At 67.2% G+C, this 15,430-nt stretch carries 10 protein-coding genes; 6 read left to right on the top strand and 4 right to left on the bottom strand.

Annotated elements, in window-relative coordinates:
- Position 1 precedes the first annotated feature (1 nt).
- Entirely contained in the window at positions 2 to 1,114 is a 1,113-nt protein-coding gene (locus GXY47_15775; GenBank protein ID NLV32601.1) for a cytochrome c, read from the bottom strand.
- Between the two features lie 300 nt (positions 1,115 to 1,414).
- Between GXY47_15775 and GXY47_15780 the strand changes: the two genes are divergently transcribed.
- Positions 1,415 to 1,618 carry a cold shock domain-containing protein gene (locus GXY47_15780; protein ID NLV32602.1) on the top strand — a complete coding sequence of 68 codons (204 nt, stop codon included), beginning with the start codon at positions 1,415 to 1,417 and terminating at the stop codon, positions 1,616 to 1,618.
- A 244-nt stretch (positions 1,619 to 1,862) separates the two neighbouring features.
- Here GXY47_15780 and GXY47_15785 read toward each other — a convergent pair whose 3' ends face one another.
- Together GXY47_15785 and nrfH are read right to left on the bottom strand one after the other, a co-directional pair.
- The gene (locus GXY47_15785; protein NLV32603.1) at positions 1,863 to 3,338 is read right to left on the bottom strand and encodes an ammonia-forming cytochrome c nitrite reductase subunit c552; all 1,476 of its coding nucleotides are present in this window, start codon (positions 3,336 to 3,338) and stop codon (positions 1,863 to 1,865) included.
- 12 nt (positions 3,339 to 3,350) lie between these two features.
- Entirely contained in the window at positions 3,351 to 3,824 is a 474-nt protein-coding gene (gene nrfH / locus GXY47_15790) for a cytochrome c nitrite reductase small subunit (protein ID NLV32604.1), read from the bottom strand.
- Positions 3,825 to 4,059: 235 nt separating this feature from the next.
- Between nrfH and GXY47_15795 the strand changes: the two genes are divergently transcribed.
- From GXY47_15795 to GXY47_15815, 5 genes are all read left to right on the top strand, one after another.
- Entirely contained in the window at positions 4,060 to 6,099 is a 2,040-nt protein-coding gene (locus GXY47_15795) for a glycoside hydrolase family 65 (GenBank protein NLV32605.1), read from the top strand.
- Positions 6,100 to 6,189: 90 nt separating this feature from the next.
- Positions 6,190 to 8,442: a glycoside hydrolase family 31 protein gene (locus GXY47_15800; protein NLV32606.1), complete on the top strand. Its 2,253-nt coding sequence runs from the start codon at positions 6,190 to 6,192 to the stop codon at positions 8,440 to 8,442.
- Between the two features lie 110 nt (positions 8,443 to 8,552).
- Positions 8,553 to 9,866, top strand: a complete 1,314-nt coding sequence (locus GXY47_15805; GenBank protein ID NLV32607.1) for a phenylacetate--CoA ligase — start codon at positions 8,553 to 8,555, stop codon at positions 9,864 to 9,866.
- A 21-nt stretch (positions 9,867 to 9,887) separates the two neighbouring features.
- Positions 9,888 to 11,189, top strand: coding sequence for a phenylacetate--CoA ligase (locus GXY47_15810; protein NLV32608.1), 1,302 nt, complete (start codon positions 9,888 to 9,890; stop codon positions 11,187 to 11,189).
- 31 nt (positions 11,190 to 11,220) lie between these two features.
- Positions 11,221 to 11,637 (top strand): ACT domain-containing protein, encoded by a 417-nt coding sequence (locus tag GXY47_15815; GenBank protein NLV32609.1) that lies wholly within the window; start codon positions 11,221 to 11,223, stop codon positions 11,635 to 11,637.
- Between the two features lie 303 nt (positions 11,638 to 11,940).
- Here GXY47_15815 and GXY47_15820 read toward each other — a convergent pair whose 3' ends face one another.
- Positions 11,941 to 15,411: a TonB-dependent receptor gene (locus tag GXY47_15820; GenBank protein ID NLV32610.1), complete on the bottom strand. Its 3,471-nt coding sequence runs from the start codon at positions 15,409 to 15,411 to the stop codon at positions 11,941 to 11,943.
- Positions 15,412 to 15,430 lie beyond the last annotated feature (19 nt).

A 15,430-nucleotide genomic window follows, 5' to 3' on the forward strand; every position in this document is an offset into this window, starting at 1 on the left:
CCTATTTCCACCCATCGAACACACTCCCGTCGAACATGTCCCACATCAGGTAAAAGAGAACCTCGGTGGTCCGGGGGCCGAAATCGTTGACCGGCACCCTCAGGCCGAGATTGGCCCGGATATGCTGGCGCCGGCTCAGGGTGACCTGAAACTGCGGCACCACGTCCCAGTGGACCCGCTCCCCGGACGCCAGTTCCCGGTCAGCCAGCAGTTCCACCATCGGGGACCATTGCCGTCCCATCCCCAGCCCCTGGGCGAAGGTCTTCCCCCCGACGACGCGCCAGAAGACCGCCCGGTTGGCGAACTCCGTGTCGGTGGGAAGTTCCACCCCGGCCTGCAGCTGGAGAAAGGCGCTCCGGGGCAGGAGCTGCGCGTAACTCGCGAAGCCCTCGAACACGGTCACCCCCGTGCCCCGGCCGCGGTCGGAGTCGCCGGTGGCCAGCTTGACCTCCCCGGCGGCTGCGAGGAGCGCCCCCCGGTCGAGGTCGCTGGCCAGCACGTGCTTGTAGCCCGCGACCATGTCGCCGACGCCGTTGCGCCACGGCTCCCCCTCGCGCTTCTCGAAATGAAAAGGCAGGATGAAGTCGAGCTGGCCCCGCGGGCCGAGGCGCTTCTCGTAAACGATCTCACTGGTGATCGCGGGGTCCCCCTCGGCGCCGAAGGCGAGGTCGAGCACCATCTCGTCTTCGGGAAAGGCCTTTTCCGTCACCAGCGGCCGGGGCAGGTTCATTTCGCCCCGGGGCCAGGCGGGCTCGCGGCAGAAGGTGCGCAGGTGCAGCATCGCTTCATCGATCTGGTGGGCCGAGAGCGCTTCCCGGAAGGAGGGCATGATTTCCGAAAACCCGCGCGCCGGGCCGCCGTTGTGGAGGATGGCGCCCCAGAAATCGTCCGACTCGCGCGCGGTGGCCTGGCAGTCGGTGAAATCGGGGAAGGTGTCCGGCGCCTCGAAACCACGCACGTTGTCGGGCGCCCCGCGCCCATCCGCGCCGTGGCAGGAGGCGCACGCCGCATGATAGATCTCGCGTCCGCCCGACAGCCCTGCGGACCGGTCCTGTCCCGCCAGCGCGGCGGCGCACAGAGGTATGGCGACGATAGCCCCTATCCAGTGTCTCACGGGAAGCCCTCCGGGAAGTTTGCCCCAGCATAGCAGAATCGATCCGGCCACGCCAGAATCCGCACCATCGGCGTTTTCGCCGCCTGCAATTTTTTTTAAGATTTTTCTATGGTTTGGGGGGGAAGTGAGGTATAGTCTGTCAGCAAGTCAGGTTTTTGTAAGATTTCGTTGCTTGAATAAGCTGCAGACTCCTGAGGGGAAAGCGGCTTTTTTTTATGCTCGAGCGTTTACGGAAGACTTGCCGAAACCTTTAAAGTACACAACACCCCCTTAACCGGGGAAATTTGCTTAGGAAAATCAATGAGAGAACAAGGAACAGTTAAGTGGTTTAACAACGAAAAAGGTTATGGTTTCATCAGCCGCGAATCCGGGGACGATGTCTTTGTCCACCACAGCGCGATCCAGGGTACGGGCTTCAAATCGCTCAACGAAGGGGACAGCATCGAGTTCGATGTCGCCAAGGGCCCCAAGGGATTACAGGCTCAGAACGTAGTCAAGCTGTAGGCCACTTAATTCTGGTTCCGGAGGCTCCGCGCCGGCATCCGCCGGTTTCGGGTCCTCCGGGATTCCCCCCCTCCCGGATCCTGGGACCGACCAGGGTTATTCTTCCATCCGGACAACTCAATCCCGATCCGCCGCTCCCGGCCCGGTATCCTCCCCGGCCCTCGCCCTGTCATCGGGCGGGCCGTGGCGAACTGGGCGGAAACAGCCGCCGCTCGAGTGAGAACTCGGGGACGGGCGGGGCATCTTATTCATGAATCGTTTCCTGCCTGGCCTTGGCGATTCCCAGCGTCTCGATCTGCCCTTTCCGTGCCAGGTCGATCGCCTCCCCCAGGATCCGGGCAGCCTCCTGCGGGGCATGAAAGCCCATGGAGTTTTCCGAGCGGACGAAATCGACCCGCCACTGGGCCCCGCGATGAAATTCGCGCGCCGCCTTCAGGGCCTCGTCCCCCGCTCCCGCGTCGCGCGCCCCCTTGATCCCCCGGATGAGATCGACGACGGCGTATTCGGCCCGGATCAGCAGGTCGTGGTTCCGGTCCTGGATCGTCTCGACCCGCGCCAGGATCTCGGCTTCCGGAAAAGGGTGGCACACCTGGCAGGCGTTGTTGACGTTGAGCAGGGGGCTGCGCACGAAATGGTCGCTGATCTTGACGGCCCCTTCCCGCCGGTACGGCATGTGGCAGTCGGCGCAGGCGACGCCGCTCCGGGCGTGGATCCCCTGGCTCCAGAGTTCGAATTCCGGGTGCTGCGCCTTGAGCACCTCGGCCCCGCTCTCCGCGTGCGTCCAGTCTGAAAAGGGGGTGCCGTCGGAAAATCGGTACGCGGAGTAATGGCGCTCGATATCCTCCACCTTCAGCCCGTTGTTCCAGGGATAGAAGAGATCGGCCTTGGAGGCGCAGTAGTACTCCACGTGGCACTGGGCGCAGACAAGCGACCGCATCTCCTGCCGCGAAGCCATCCGGTTGGGGTCGTAGGGTTCAGCGCGGCTGCCGGAGCGCCATTTTTCGATGGAGGAGAGATGGGGCACGGGGGCGCCGGAAGCCGCGAGCGCCTGGATCCCCAGCAGGAAAGCGGGACGGGTCACCCGCACCTCCATCGACTCGGGGTCGTGGCAGTCGACGCACGACATCGGCTGGTCGACGAGTTTGGTCGCCTCCGCGTAGGGCATTTTCCCGATCTCGACAAAACCGCCGAGCAGTTGCGCGTAAGCGTTTTCGCTCCCCAGCGGGTCCTCCAGCCTGCCCGGCGCCCCCGTTTCGAGCCCCTTCTTCCGGTAGGCGTTCACGTTCGACGCATGGCAATGCAGGCAGGCGCCGGTCTGCCGGAACGGGGGCTTGACCCGCAGCGTTTCGCGCTGGTCGGAGAGCATGTAGGCGTGACCGCGCCGCGCGCGGTAATCGACGCCGAAGGCGTAGCCGGCGAAGATGGTCTTGAGCTGCGGGTACTGAGCCAGTTTGTCGGCGGCCAGGGTGTCGCTGCCGCCCATGCCGCCGTACCGGGTGGTGGTGGGCTCCGCCGTGCGGAGGTAGGCCTCGTACTGGCGCGGGAAGTTCTTGCCCCACTCGGCCGGGTCCACGGTCTGCTCCGTCAGCTCGGCGATCCGGAATACGAAGCTCCTGGCCTCCTCCTTGCGCTCGGCGATATTGCCGAGGATCCACAGAACGCCCGCAGTCGCGGCGGCGACCAGTACGATGGCCAAAACCCACGGCGTGAATCTCTTCATAGCGTGATCCCTCTAGCTTCCCTGCCCGTGTCCCGCACCGGCATGGCAGCGGACGCAGTACAGGTCGTCTTCATCCCCCGCGCGGCGCAGGGCGATGGCGTGCACGAAATCCCGATGGCAGCCGAAGCAGCGCTCGTTCAGGACCCGGGCGTTGCCGGGCTTGATGCGGATCGGTTCGTGAAAGTCCTGGAGCGTGAAGGCGACGGAGTGGTGGTAGCCGTTTTCGGCCTTCACCCGCCATTTGTTCGCGAAATCCGCGGGGAGGTGGCAGTCGCCGCACCCGGCGACCGCCCGGTGGCTCGATTTCTGCCAGCTGTCGAACTGCTCCCGCATGATGTGGCAGTTGACGCACGCGCGCGGGTCGTCCGACAGGTAGGAGGTGCCCTCGGCGTAAAAGAAGGCGTACCCCCCCGCGCCCAGCAGGACCCCCGACAGCGCGCACAACACCCCCTTCAGGACAGGGACGGTCCGGAATATGTTCTTCATGGGACGGGATTCATCCTGGGTTCATACGGATCCGCGAACATGCACCCCTCCAGGCCGGATGAAGCCGGCGTGGCGCTTCCATTATAACCGTAATGGAGACGGACCGGGACACATAATGCGACCGCCATCAACCCTCCGCCTTTCTGGTAGACTGGAAAGCATGAGACTGCGCTCCGTTCTCCTCCGGGCCGTTCTGCTGGTTGCGGCCGCCGGGTGCACCGGCCCCCGGGGAGCCATCGACCGCGAGCGGCTGGTGCGCCGGCACCATCCCGTGCTCGAGCGCGCCGACCCCCTCGCCCCCCTCAGCGTGGGGAACGGGCGCTTCGCCTTCACCGCCGACATCACCGGGCTCCAGACCTACCCCGACCGTTACCGGGACGGCATCCCCCTGGCCACGCAGTCGGAGTGGGGGTGGCACACCGTCCCCGCCCCCCGGCCGGTCGCGCTCGCGGACGCCGTGCAGCGGTTCGACGCCGGCGGGCGGCGCGTCCCTTACGCGTCGCTGCAGGATTCCCCGGCGGGGGGGTGGCTGCGGGCCAACCCGCACCGGCTGAACCTGGGCCGGGTGGGGCTCGCCCTCGAGGACGCCGAGGGGCGGGACCTCCCCCTGGAGCGAATCACCCGCATCCGTCAGGAAGCCGACCTCTGGAACGGGATTCTCCACAGCTCCTTCGAGGCGGCGGGGGTTCCCGTCGCGGTGGAGACGGCGTGCCACCCCGGCATCGACCAGGTCAGCGCCCGGGTCCGCTCCGGCCTCGTGGGGAGCGGCAGGATCGCCGTCCGCTTCGATTTCCCCTACGGCAGCACCGAATGGGGGAAGGACCCCTCCGACTGGCGGAAACCCGAGCGCCATTTCACCCGGATCGTCGCCCGCCGGGACCGGTCGGTCGCGCTCGCGCGCACGCTCGACGGCGACAGCTACCATGTCTTCATCCACTGGTCGGGCGACGCCCGCTTCGTGCAGCACGGGCCCCACTCTTTCGGGCTGGAGCCGGCGGGGCGGGGGAGCTTCGCATTCAGCGTCCGCTTCTCCGCGAAAGCCGACCCCGGCGTCGCCCCCCCGGCGCAGGCGACCTTCGAGGCGGCACGGGACCACTGGCACCGCTTCTGGCTCTCGGGGGGCGCCGTCGACCTGTCCCAAAGCAGCGACCCGCGCGCCCGCGAACTCGAACGGCGCATCGTCCTGTCCCGCTACCTGACCGCCATCCAGTGCCGGCAGTCGATCCCCCCGGCGGAGACCGGCCTGACGTGCAACAGCTGGTTCGGCAAATTCCACCTGGAGATGCACTGGTGGCACGGCGTGCACTTCGCCCTCTGGGGGGACCCGGAGGCGCTCGGGCGCACCCTCCCCTGGTACCGGTCGATCCTCCCCGAGGCGCGCCGCACGGCCGCCGCCCAGGGCTACGCGGGGGCGCGCTGGCCGAAGATGACATCGCCCGACGGGCGCGAAAGCCCGTCCTCCGTCGGAGTGTTCCTCGTCTGGCAGCAGCCCCACCCGGTCTACTACGCCGAACTCCTCTACCGCCTCGATCCGAAGCAGGAAACGCTCGCGCGCTACCGGGACCTCGTCTTCGCCACCGCCGATTTCATGGCCGATTTCGCGCGCTGCGACGACTCCGCCTGCGTCCTGGGGCCGCCCCTGATCCCGGCCCAGGAGATCCACCCGCCCGAAGAGACCCTCGACCCCGCCTTCGAGCTCGCCTACTGGCGTTTCGGCCTCGAAACCGCCCAGACCTGGCGCGGGCGGCTGGGGCTCGGCCGGGAAGAAAAGTGGGACCGGGTGCTCGCCCGCCTCTCCCCCCTCCCCGAAGCGGGCGGCCGCTACCGCAACGCCGACAGCGCGCCCGACACCTTCGCCCACCCGGCCGAGCGGCGCGACCACCCGACCCTGCTCGCCCCCTTCGGGATGCTCCCCGGCGCCGGCGCCGACCGCGACCGGATGCGGGCCACGCTCGAGGCGGTGATGCGGTCCTGGGACTGGCAGAGCACCTGGGGGTGGGATTACGCCCTGATCGCCATGACCGCCGCGCGGGTGGGACGCCCCGACCTCGCCGTCGAGGCCCTCATGATGGACGCGCCCAAGAACCGCTACCTGCCCAGCGGCCACAACTACCAGGACGACCGCCTCCCCCTCTACCTGCCCGGCAACGGCGGCCTGCTCACGGCCGTCGCCATGATGGCCGCGGGGTGGGACGGCGCCCCGGAGCGCAACGCCCCCGGCTTCCCGGAGGAGGGGTGGACGGTGCGCCACGAAGGGCTGCACCCCCTCCCCTGACGGTCGAACCATTCGGAATAGGCTTCGGGGCGCCTTTGTTGCTATGATGGGCGTTCGAAAAAAAACGCCATTCAAAACCAGGGGGACGGAATGCCCTTCATCAACTGCGTTGTGTGGATCGCCCTGCTGGCCGGCGCGCTCGAGCCGGCCCAGCCCCGCCCGGTCTGGGAAAAGGGGGACGTCAGCGTCCGGCTGCGGGGCGAAGCGCTCGAAATCCGGCACGCGCGGGGCGCGCGGGTCGAGATCGCCTCCTTTGCCTTCAACTTCGTCGAGCCGGAGCGCGTCACGGTCACCGGCGCCGACGGCGACGCCCTCCGCCTCACCCTCTCCTTCGGCTCCACCGACGGCTTCCGAGCCGACTTCCCCCGGGAACTCCCGCTGACGGTGACCTGTGCCGACGGCACGCTTCACTTTTCGGCGCGCCACGACGCCCTGCGCCACGTCACCATCAGGATCAGGGACCGCGGCGAACACTACTTCGGCCTGATCGAGAAGCTCTACCCGCACAACGCCCCGACGCCCGACCTGCGCGGGGAGACGGTCGACGTCGACGTCTACGCCGAGGGGGAGCGCGACTACGCCGAAAACTACGCCTCGGCCTGCTCCGCCTTCTTCATGACGAGCGGCGGGTACGGGAGCTTCTTCGACACCTTCGGCCGCGGCCGCTACCGGCTGGGGGTCGGGGGGGTCACGGAGATCTACCACCAGGCGGACGCGCTCGACTGGTACCTCTTCTTCGGCGCCGACGGCGGCGAGATCCACTCGAAATATTTCGGGGTGATCGGCAGGCCCAAGCGCGTCCCGATCTGGGCCTGCGGCCCCGTCGTCTGGCGCGACCTGAACCGTTCGAGCGCCGAGCTCCTCGACGACCTCGGCCGCTTCTCGGAACTCCGGATCCCGCTCACGGCCTGCATGATCGACCGCCCCTACAGCGACGGCGGGCACGAGTGGTCGCGGATGAATTTCAGCGAAAAATTCGCCCGCCCGTCGGAGTGGACCCGCACCATCAGGGAAACCTTCGGGATGGAGCTCCTGACCTGGGTCGCGCCCATGACCTTCACCGACCCCGATTTCCCCGGCCTCCTCCCCGGGCCGAAGAACTACATGGACCTGACCCACCCCGGCGCCCTGGCGGAATTCGAGCGCCGCCTGGCCGCGGAGCAGTACTCCGTGGGCGTCCGGGGGCACAAGATGGACCGCGCGGACGAAACCTTCCCGCTGACGGCCCAGTGGCACGAACCGGTGCCGGAATCGGCCGCGCGCAACCGGTACGTCTACCTCTACGCCAAAACCGTCCACGACTTCCTCACCCGGGCGCACGGGAGCGACCATTTCAACTACGCCCGCGCGGCCATCCACCGCACCCAGCCCTTCCTCAGCGCCCTCTGGGGCGGGGACAGCCGCTCGAACTGGATGGGGATGGCGGGCAACCAGGCCAACGCCATGCGCGCGGCCTTCCAGGGCTTTCCCGTGTGGGGGAACGACACCGGGGGCTACCTGGGGGAGGGGAGGATCCCGGAGGAGCTCTACCTGCGCTGGATCCGGTGGAGCGCCTATAACGGCCTGTTCGAGGTCAAGCTCGACGGCGCCGGCGGCAGCGGGGAGGACCGCCCCCCCTGGAAATACTCCGCCCGGCTGCAGGAGGTCTTCCGCCGCGCGTGCGAAGAGCGGATGCGCCTCCTCCCCACCATCTACTCCCGCGCCAACACCTCCTACAGGGACGGCGTCCTGATGCAGCCGCTGGCCTACGCCTGGCCGGAGGACCCAAACACCTACGGCGTCTGGGACGAATACCTCTTCGGCGGCGCCCTGCTGGTGGCGCCCGTCTTCGAACCGGGAACCCGGCGCGACATCTACCTCCCGCGGGGCGGCTGGTACGCCCTGGGCGACCCCGCGAAAACCATTGCCGGGGGGAGGACGATCACGCTCGAGGTCCCGCTCGAGGTGATCCCCGTCTTCGTCCGGCAGAACTCCATCTACGTCACGGGCGATATCTTCCGCGGCAGCTCGCGCCGCTGGCGCGGGGAGCTCGAAGACGCCGGCAAACTCGAAATCCACGCCTGGGCCGGCGTACCCGGGTCCGGGACCCGATTCACCTACGTGGATTACGCCGACGGCGACCGCGAAAAAAGGATGGAGCTGGGTCATGAAAACGGCCGCGTCACCTTCCGCTCCGAACCGCTCGAGGCCGATGCCTCCATAGCCCTCAGGTGCCCGGGCAAACCCGCGGCCGCGACACTCGACGGCCGCGCCGTCCCCTTCGAATACGACGCCGCCTCGCAGATCGTGCGCCTGCCGCTCGGAGCGCGCCGCGGCGTCCGCCTCGAGCTGGTCATGGAGTGAGGCTGGAAGCCGGGGCCCCGGGGTGTTACCCTTCAACCGCAAAATTCGGAACCCGGCATGGGGCCGGGCCGGCCGGCGTCCGCGCGCCGGCGGTGGAGGAGAGGGAAGCGATGCGTTACCAGTATTGGGATGAAAAGACGGAAACCATGCCCAGGGCGGAACTCGAATCCCTGCAGCTGGGCGCCCTGCGGGCGGCCGTGGCCCGGGCGCTGGGAACCCCCTACAACGCCCCCAGGCTCGCCGCGGCCGGCATCCACGACAGCGGCGACATCCGCTCCCTGGACGACCTCCGGCGGCTCCCCTTCACGACCAAACACGATCTGCGGGAGTCCTTCCCCTACGGGATGCTGGCCGCGCCCAAGGAGGAGGTCGTGCGGCTGCACGCCTCGAGCGGCACGACGGGCGTCCCCACCACCATCTATTTCACCCGGAAGGACATCTCCCGCTGGGCCTCTTACATGGCCCGCTCCATCTTCGCCTCCGGCTGCACCCGCGCGGACGTGTTCCAGAACATGATCCCCTACGGCCTCTTCACCGGCGGCCTGGGGCTTCACTACGGCGCCGAGGAGGTAGGCATGCTCGTCATCCCCGCCGGCGCCGGCAACACCCCCCGGCAGTTCCGGATGATGCGCGACCACGGCACCACCGTGGTCCACGCAACCCCCAGCTTCCTGCTCCACGTGCAGTCCAAAATGATCGAGGAGGGGGTCGACCGCGCCGGCCTGCAGCTGCGCAAGGCGTTCGCGGGCGCCGAGCCCTATTCCGAAGACACGCGGCGCCGGATCGAGGCCCTGCTCGACATCGACGTCTACAACTCCTACGGCCTCTCGGAGATGAACGGCCCCGGCGTCGCCTTCGAATGCCAGGCCAAGGACGGGATGCACCTGTGGGAGGACGGCTACATCGCCGAGATCGTCGACCCCGAAACCCTCGAGCCGGTGCCGGACGGAACCGTGGGGGAGCTGGTCCTGACCATCCTCTGCCGCGAGGCCTCCGTCATCCTGCGCTACCGCACCCGCGACCTGACGGCGTTCTACACCGAGCCGTGCGCGTGCGGGCGCACCCACCGGCGCATCCGCCGCATCAAGGGGCGCACCGACGACATGCTCATCATCAACGGGGTCAACGTCTTCCCGAGCCAGATCGAAGAGGTGATCATGTCGATCCGGGAGGTGGGCAACAACTACCTCATCCAGGTGGAGAAAGAGGGGGCCCTGGACCGGCTGACGGTCAGAACCGAAATGGGGCCCGAGATCTTCCGGGACGACGCCCGCCCGCTCAACGCGCTCAGGGAAAGGATCCGGCACGCCCTGCAGGCCTCCATATCGATCAACCCGAGGGTGGAGCTCGTCGAGAGCGGGAGCCTCCCGGTCGCCGAGGGGAAAGCCAGACGGGTCGTGGACCTGCGCCCCAGGGATGTGTAACCGCAGTCATCGAGGACGGTCATGATTTTCAATCCCGAATACGAGGCGATGGAGCCGACGGCGCGGGAGACCCTGCAGTTCGCCCGGCTCAAGAACCTGGTGGACCGGCTCTACCACTCCCTCCCCTTCACCCGGGCGAGGATGGACGGGGCGGGGGTCCGCCCGCGCGACCTCCGCTCGCTCGCCGATCTTGCGCGCCTCCCCTTCACCACCAAGGACGACCTGCGCGAGACCTTCCCCTACGGCCTCCTCTGCTCCCCCCGGGCGGAGATCGAGGAGATCCACATGTCCTCGGGGACCACGGGCATCCCCGTCGTCGACGCCTACACCCGCCGCGACGTGGAGAACTGGGAGGAGGCGATGGCCCGCACCCTGGCCGGCGCCGGGGCCACCCGCAACGACACGGTCCAGAACTGCTACGGCTACGGCCTCTTCACCGGGGGGATCGGCGTCCACTACGGGGCCAAGCGCCTGGGGGCCAACATCATCCCCATGTCCTCGGGAAACACCCGGAAGCAGCTGATGGTGATGCAGAACTTCGGCTCCACCATCCTCGCCTCGACCCCGTCCTACGCCCTCTTCATGGCCGAGGAGGCGGCCGAGGCCGGTTACGACCCGAGGGCCCTGGGGCTCCGGGCGGGCTGTTTCGGCGCCGAACCGTGGAGCGAGAACATGCGGCGCGAGATCGAGGAGAAGTGGGGGATCGACGCCTTCGACATCTACGGCCTCACCGAGATCACCGGCCCCGGCGTGGCCTTCGAATGCGAGGCCAAGGACGGGTTGCACATCAACGAGGACCTCTTCTACCCCGAGGTCATCGATCCCGAAACGGGCGCGGTGCGGCCCGACGGGGAAAAGGGGGAACTGGTCTTCACCACCCTGGTGAAGGAAGGGACGCCCCTGGTGCGCTACAGGACGCGCGACATCACCTTCCTGCGGCGCGGGCGCTGCTCGTGCGGGCGGACCACGGTGCGGATGAACCGCCTGTTCGGGCGCACCGACGACATGCTCATCATCCGCGGGGTCAACATCTTCCCGAGCCAGATCGAGCACGCCCTGATCGAGATCGAGGGGACCGACCCCCACTACCTCATCGTCGTCGACCGCGGCCCCACCCACCTCGACGAGGTGGAACTGCAGGTGGAGGTGAAGAAGGAGCTCTTCTCGGACGAGACCCGGACCCTGGAAACCCTGCGGACCCGGATCGAGGGGGTGATGAAATCGACCCTGGGCGTGATGATGAAGGTCAAGCTCGTGGAGCCGAAAACGATCGAACGCTCGGTCGGGAAGGCGAAACGGGTCGTGGACAAGCGTACACTCTAGCGGCCGGGCGGCCGGGGAGGAGGAGGCAATCGTGGAGATCAAGCAGATATCGGTGTTTCTGGAAAACAACGCGGGACGGCTGGCCAAGGTCACCCGCACCATGGCCGACGCGGGGGCCAGCATCCGCGCCATCTCCATCGCCGACACCGCCGACTTCGGCATCCTCCGCGTCATCGTCGACCGGCCGGAGGCCGCCATGAAGGCGCTCGTCGACGCCGGCTTCACCGCCCGGATGACGGACGTGCTGGCCGTGGAGATCCCCGACGTCCCGGGCGCCCTGGCCCGGGTCATGGAGCTCTTCCAGGAGACCGAGGTCAATATCGAATACCTCTACGCCTCGCTCGAGGGGGACCGAGGCAAGGCCGTCGTCATCTTCAAGGTGCAGGACGTCGAGCACGGCCGCCGGATCGTGCGCGAAAAGGGACTCGCGGTCCTGGACGGGTTCTAGACCGCATCCGCCCCGCGCCCCGTACGATCTGCTCCCGGAACCCTTCCCCGACGACTGGAAGCACTTCGCCTTTGCCGTCGCCTCTTCCTCCTTCGACCAGAAGCTCGACGACGCCGCTGCGGCCGAAGGTCTGACCGTCCTCTCCCGCTGACCCGGCAGGCCTCCGGACACGGTTTTCCTGGCGCGATCAGGAAGGACCATCGGTGAGTCCGGGGGAACGGCCTTGCGGCGCTGGAGAGGAGGAGGGGAAAAAGGGTTCCGCGGCGCGCCGGGGCTGTCCGGCGCGCCGCGGAACGGGACAGGCTAGAAGCTGATGCGGGCGCCCAGCTGGATCACGCGCGATTCCCGCGTGTCGGTGAATTTGCCGAAAGACCCCCTCGCCTTGTTTGCGACGTTCAGATCGGCCTTCGAGAACTGCGCGTGGTTGAAGGCGTTGAACATCTCGAACCGGAGTTCCAGCCCCGAGGTCTCGTTCCAGAGCTGGGTCTTCTTGCTGATGATGAGGTCCCAGTTGTTGATCCCGTTGTGCAGCCGGAACTGGTTGCGCCGGGAGGTGCCGCGCCGGTAATCGGTCGCGATGTCGGCGACGGTGAAGGCCTCGAAGGCATCCTCGTTGAAGGCCCGGTTGTCATTGGCGCGGGGGTCCACCTGCTCGAACGAATCCCCCAGGTCGGCGTAGGAAACCACCGCGCCCCCGGTCCCGTCCGTGTTCCCCAGGTTGTTCACCGAGAACGGGGTGCCGGACTGGAAGGTCACGATCCCGCCGATGCTCCAGCCGTCCAGGACCCGCCGGAGCGGGGTGCCGAGGTTCTTCGCGAACGGAAGCTCGTAAATCCAGCTCCCCACGAAGCGGTGCGGAACGTCCTGGGAGGAGAGGCCGCGGGTGATCCGGCGATCCACGATATCCAGGTTGTCCCTGGAGTTGTCGGCGTCCGAGATCGACTTCGAGAAGGTGTAGGCGAGCTGGAACGTGATCCCCCCGCCGTAGGTCTTCTGCAGCTGGGCCTCGAAGGCGTTGTAGTTGGAGTACCCGATCGAGGCGAACTCGTCCAGGCCCAGCCGGATGTCGGTGTTGACCCGCCGGGCGTTGGTGTTGGAGCTGCTGGTGGTCGGGGTGGGGATATCGAGCCCTGCGGGCGCCGGGATGAAGGTGCCGTAGGCGTAGTTGATCTGCCGCTCGGCGTAGAGCTTCACCCCCCGGTTCCCCACGTAGCTCAGGCTCATGAGGTAGTTGTCCCAGAGCTTGCGCTCGATCGTCAGGTTGTACTGGTAGGTGTAGGGAGTCCGGATCTTCGGGTCGATCGGCCGCGCGAACTGGCTGAGCGGCGCGGCGACCTCGACCGGCCCGGTCATGTTGGCGAACGGGTTCGGCAGGGCCGGGAGATCGGGCTCCTCGACGTAGTAGCCGGAACCGTATTCCGGGTAGGGATCGGGCGCGAACGGGTCGGCCAGCGTCCCGCTCGACGGCTCGTAGTAGGCTTCCGACTTGCTGTAGCCGGTGGCCGTCAACTGCTGCAGCGCGGTGTCGCCGATGATGGCGCCGTAGTAGATCCCGAAGCCGGTCCGGATGACGGTCTTCTCATCCCCGAACAGGCGTCCCAGCAGACCATCGGTCGCTTTCGGCGTGTAGGCCAGGCCGAAGCGGGGGGCCCAGTTGTTCATGTCGCGGTTGACGCCGCCGCGCGGCACCGTCCCGCCCAGCACCGGATCGGGGTCGCCGATGTACACGAGGCCGTTCGGCGCCGTCCCCCCTTCCGGGAGGATGATGGGGGTGCCGTCCATCTGGGTCAGCTCTCCCGAAGCCAGCAGCTCCGAGGTCACCCCGGGCCGGTAGAACGTCATCCGGTCGTACTTGTCGGTGATGGGGGAGCTGTACTCGTAGCGCAGGCCGAGGTTCAGGGTCAGCCCCCGGGCCATCTTCCAGGTATCCTGGGCGAAGAACGAGACGATGTGCTGGCGGAAATCGCGCAGCCCGTTCGACCCGTACTGCTGCCACGCCGTGGAGGTGCCGATCATGAAATCGGCAAGGTCGTCGCCGGTCGAGTTCCCGCCCCACTCGCTCGAGAAGGCCAGGATCCCCTGGTTGATGAACATGAAGAGCTGATCGCCCCGATACTTGGTCCCGTCGAACCCGAATTTGAAGCGGTGGTTCCCCTTCGTCCAGCTGAGTCCCTCCTGGATCTGGAAGTTCTCGGTCACGCGGGTCTGGGGCCCCTGGATGGAGTTGCCCAGGAAGAGGTTCCTTTCATAGAGCCAGATGTACGGGGGGCCGGCCAGGGCCGGGTCCACCACGAAATCGGCCTCGAAACCGATGTCGGCCGGGGAATCGGTGTTCACCGGCGCCACCCCGGGCTGGTTGTTCCGGGCGTAGGCCAGCAGGAGCGAGTTGGCCACGTTGGGGCCGAAGAAATGGGTGTCGCGCACGATGTAATTGGTCGTGCGGCGCTTGTCCGCCGCCGGGAACCCGGGCACGTCGGCCCCGCCGAAGGCGAAGGGGGATTCCACGCTCGAATCATAGATGTTCGAGCTGAAGCTCAGCATGTTCTTGTTGGAGATCTGGTGATCGATCCGGAAGGTCACGTAGGTGTTGTCGGTGATCTCGTTGGCCCCCACGCTGGCGCTCCCGGTTTCGTCCCCGACGGGGAAAAAGTCCAGGTAGTACTGCGCGATGGGGGAGATGCGGTTGGACGGGATCTCGTTCCCGGGAAAGGGCTCTCCCGTGGCCGGGTCGATCAGGTCGTAGCCCAGCCCGCTGAAATCGCCCTGCCGCTCCGCCTGGCTGGGGAGCCCGGTGACGACCCGGGTGTCACCGATCAACTGGCGCCGCATCTCGTAATCGACGAAGAAGAAGGTGCGGTTCTTCCCGTTGTAGATGCCGGGGAGCCAGACCGGACCGCCGAAATTGCCGCCGATATCCTTGCGCTCGAACCTGCGGCGTTCCTCGTCGAAGTATCTCTTGGACGACAGCACCGTCGGGCGCCAGAAGCCGCGCACGTTCCCGTGGTACTCGTTGGTCCCGCTCTTGGTGACCACGTTGATGATGGAGCCGGAGTTGCGGCCGAACTCGGCCTCGAAGTTCGAGGAGAGGATGCGGAACTCCTGCAGGGCGTCGGGGCGCGGCTGGGCCCCGGTCGATCCGCCCACGGCGACCTCGTTGTTGTTCGACCCGTCGAGCATGACGTTGTTTTCCACCCCCCGGCCGCCGTTGACGCTCATCCCCAGCCCCTGCCCGAAGGTGCTGAGGTTGGGGTTGTTCGAAGGAGCCACCCCGGGCTGGAGGAAAGCCAGGTCGAGCACGTTGCGGCCGTCGAGCGGCAGCCCCTCGAGGCGGGTGTTCTCCACCGTCGTGCCGAGCGTGGCGCTCTCGGTCTCGATCAGCACCTGGGCGCCGCTGACGGTGATCACCTGCGCCATGCCGGCGACGCTGAGCTTGATGGGAATCACCAGGGAGCGGTTGGGCTCGAGCTTCACGTTGCGCATCCGGGTCTCGGAAAACCCGGGAGCCACCGCGATGATCTCGTAGACGGACGGCTCGACCTCGAGGAACCGATAATCCCCGTTATCGTTCGAGATCACGGTCTGGACCGTCATGGCCTTGTCGCGGTCGATCAGCTGGATCGTCGCGTTCGGGACCACGGCCTCCGTCTGGTCGTGCACCGAACCCCCGATCGTTCCGCGGGTCCCCTGTGCACACAGGACCCCGAGCGACAGGACGGCGCACAGGAAGAGCGCTACGCTGCTTCTAAGACATACGTGAACCATTCGATTGGTCATACACACCCTCCTCGCAGTT

It is taken from the genome of Acidobacteriota bacterium (genome assembly GCA_012729555.1).
Taxonomy (GTDB): domain Bacteria; phylum Acidobacteriota; class UBA6911; order UBA6911; family UBA6911; genus UBA6911.

Bases quoted from the DNA above. Each gene is read 5' to 3' on its own strand.
- nrfH (NLV32604.1), bottom strand. From the start codon at position 3,824: ATGAAGAACATATTCCGGACCGTCCCTGTCCTGAAGGGGGTGTTGTGC.
- GXY47_15785 (NLV32603.1), bottom strand. From the start codon at position 3,338: ATGAAGAGATTCACGCCGTGGGTTTTGGCCATCGTACTGGTCGCCGCC.
- GXY47_15780 (NLV32602.1), top strand. From the start codon at position 1,415: ATGAGAGAACAAGGAACAGTTAAGTGGTTTAACAACGAAAAAGGTTAT.
- GXY47_15805 (NLV32607.1), top strand. From the start codon at position 8,553: ATGCGTTACCAGTATTGGGATGAAAAGACGGAAACCATGCCCAGGGCG.
- GXY47_15820 (NLV32610.1), bottom strand. From the start codon at position 15,411: ATGACCAATCGAATGGTTCACGTATGTCTTAGAAGCAGCGTAGCGCTC.
- GXY47_15800 (NLV32606.1), top strand. From the start codon at position 6,190: ATGCCCTTCATCAACTGCGTTGTGTGGATCGCCCTGCTGGCCGGCGCG.
- GXY47_15810 (NLV32608.1), top strand. From the start codon at position 9,888: ATGATTTTCAATCCCGAATACGAGGCGATGGAGCCGACGGCGCGGGAG.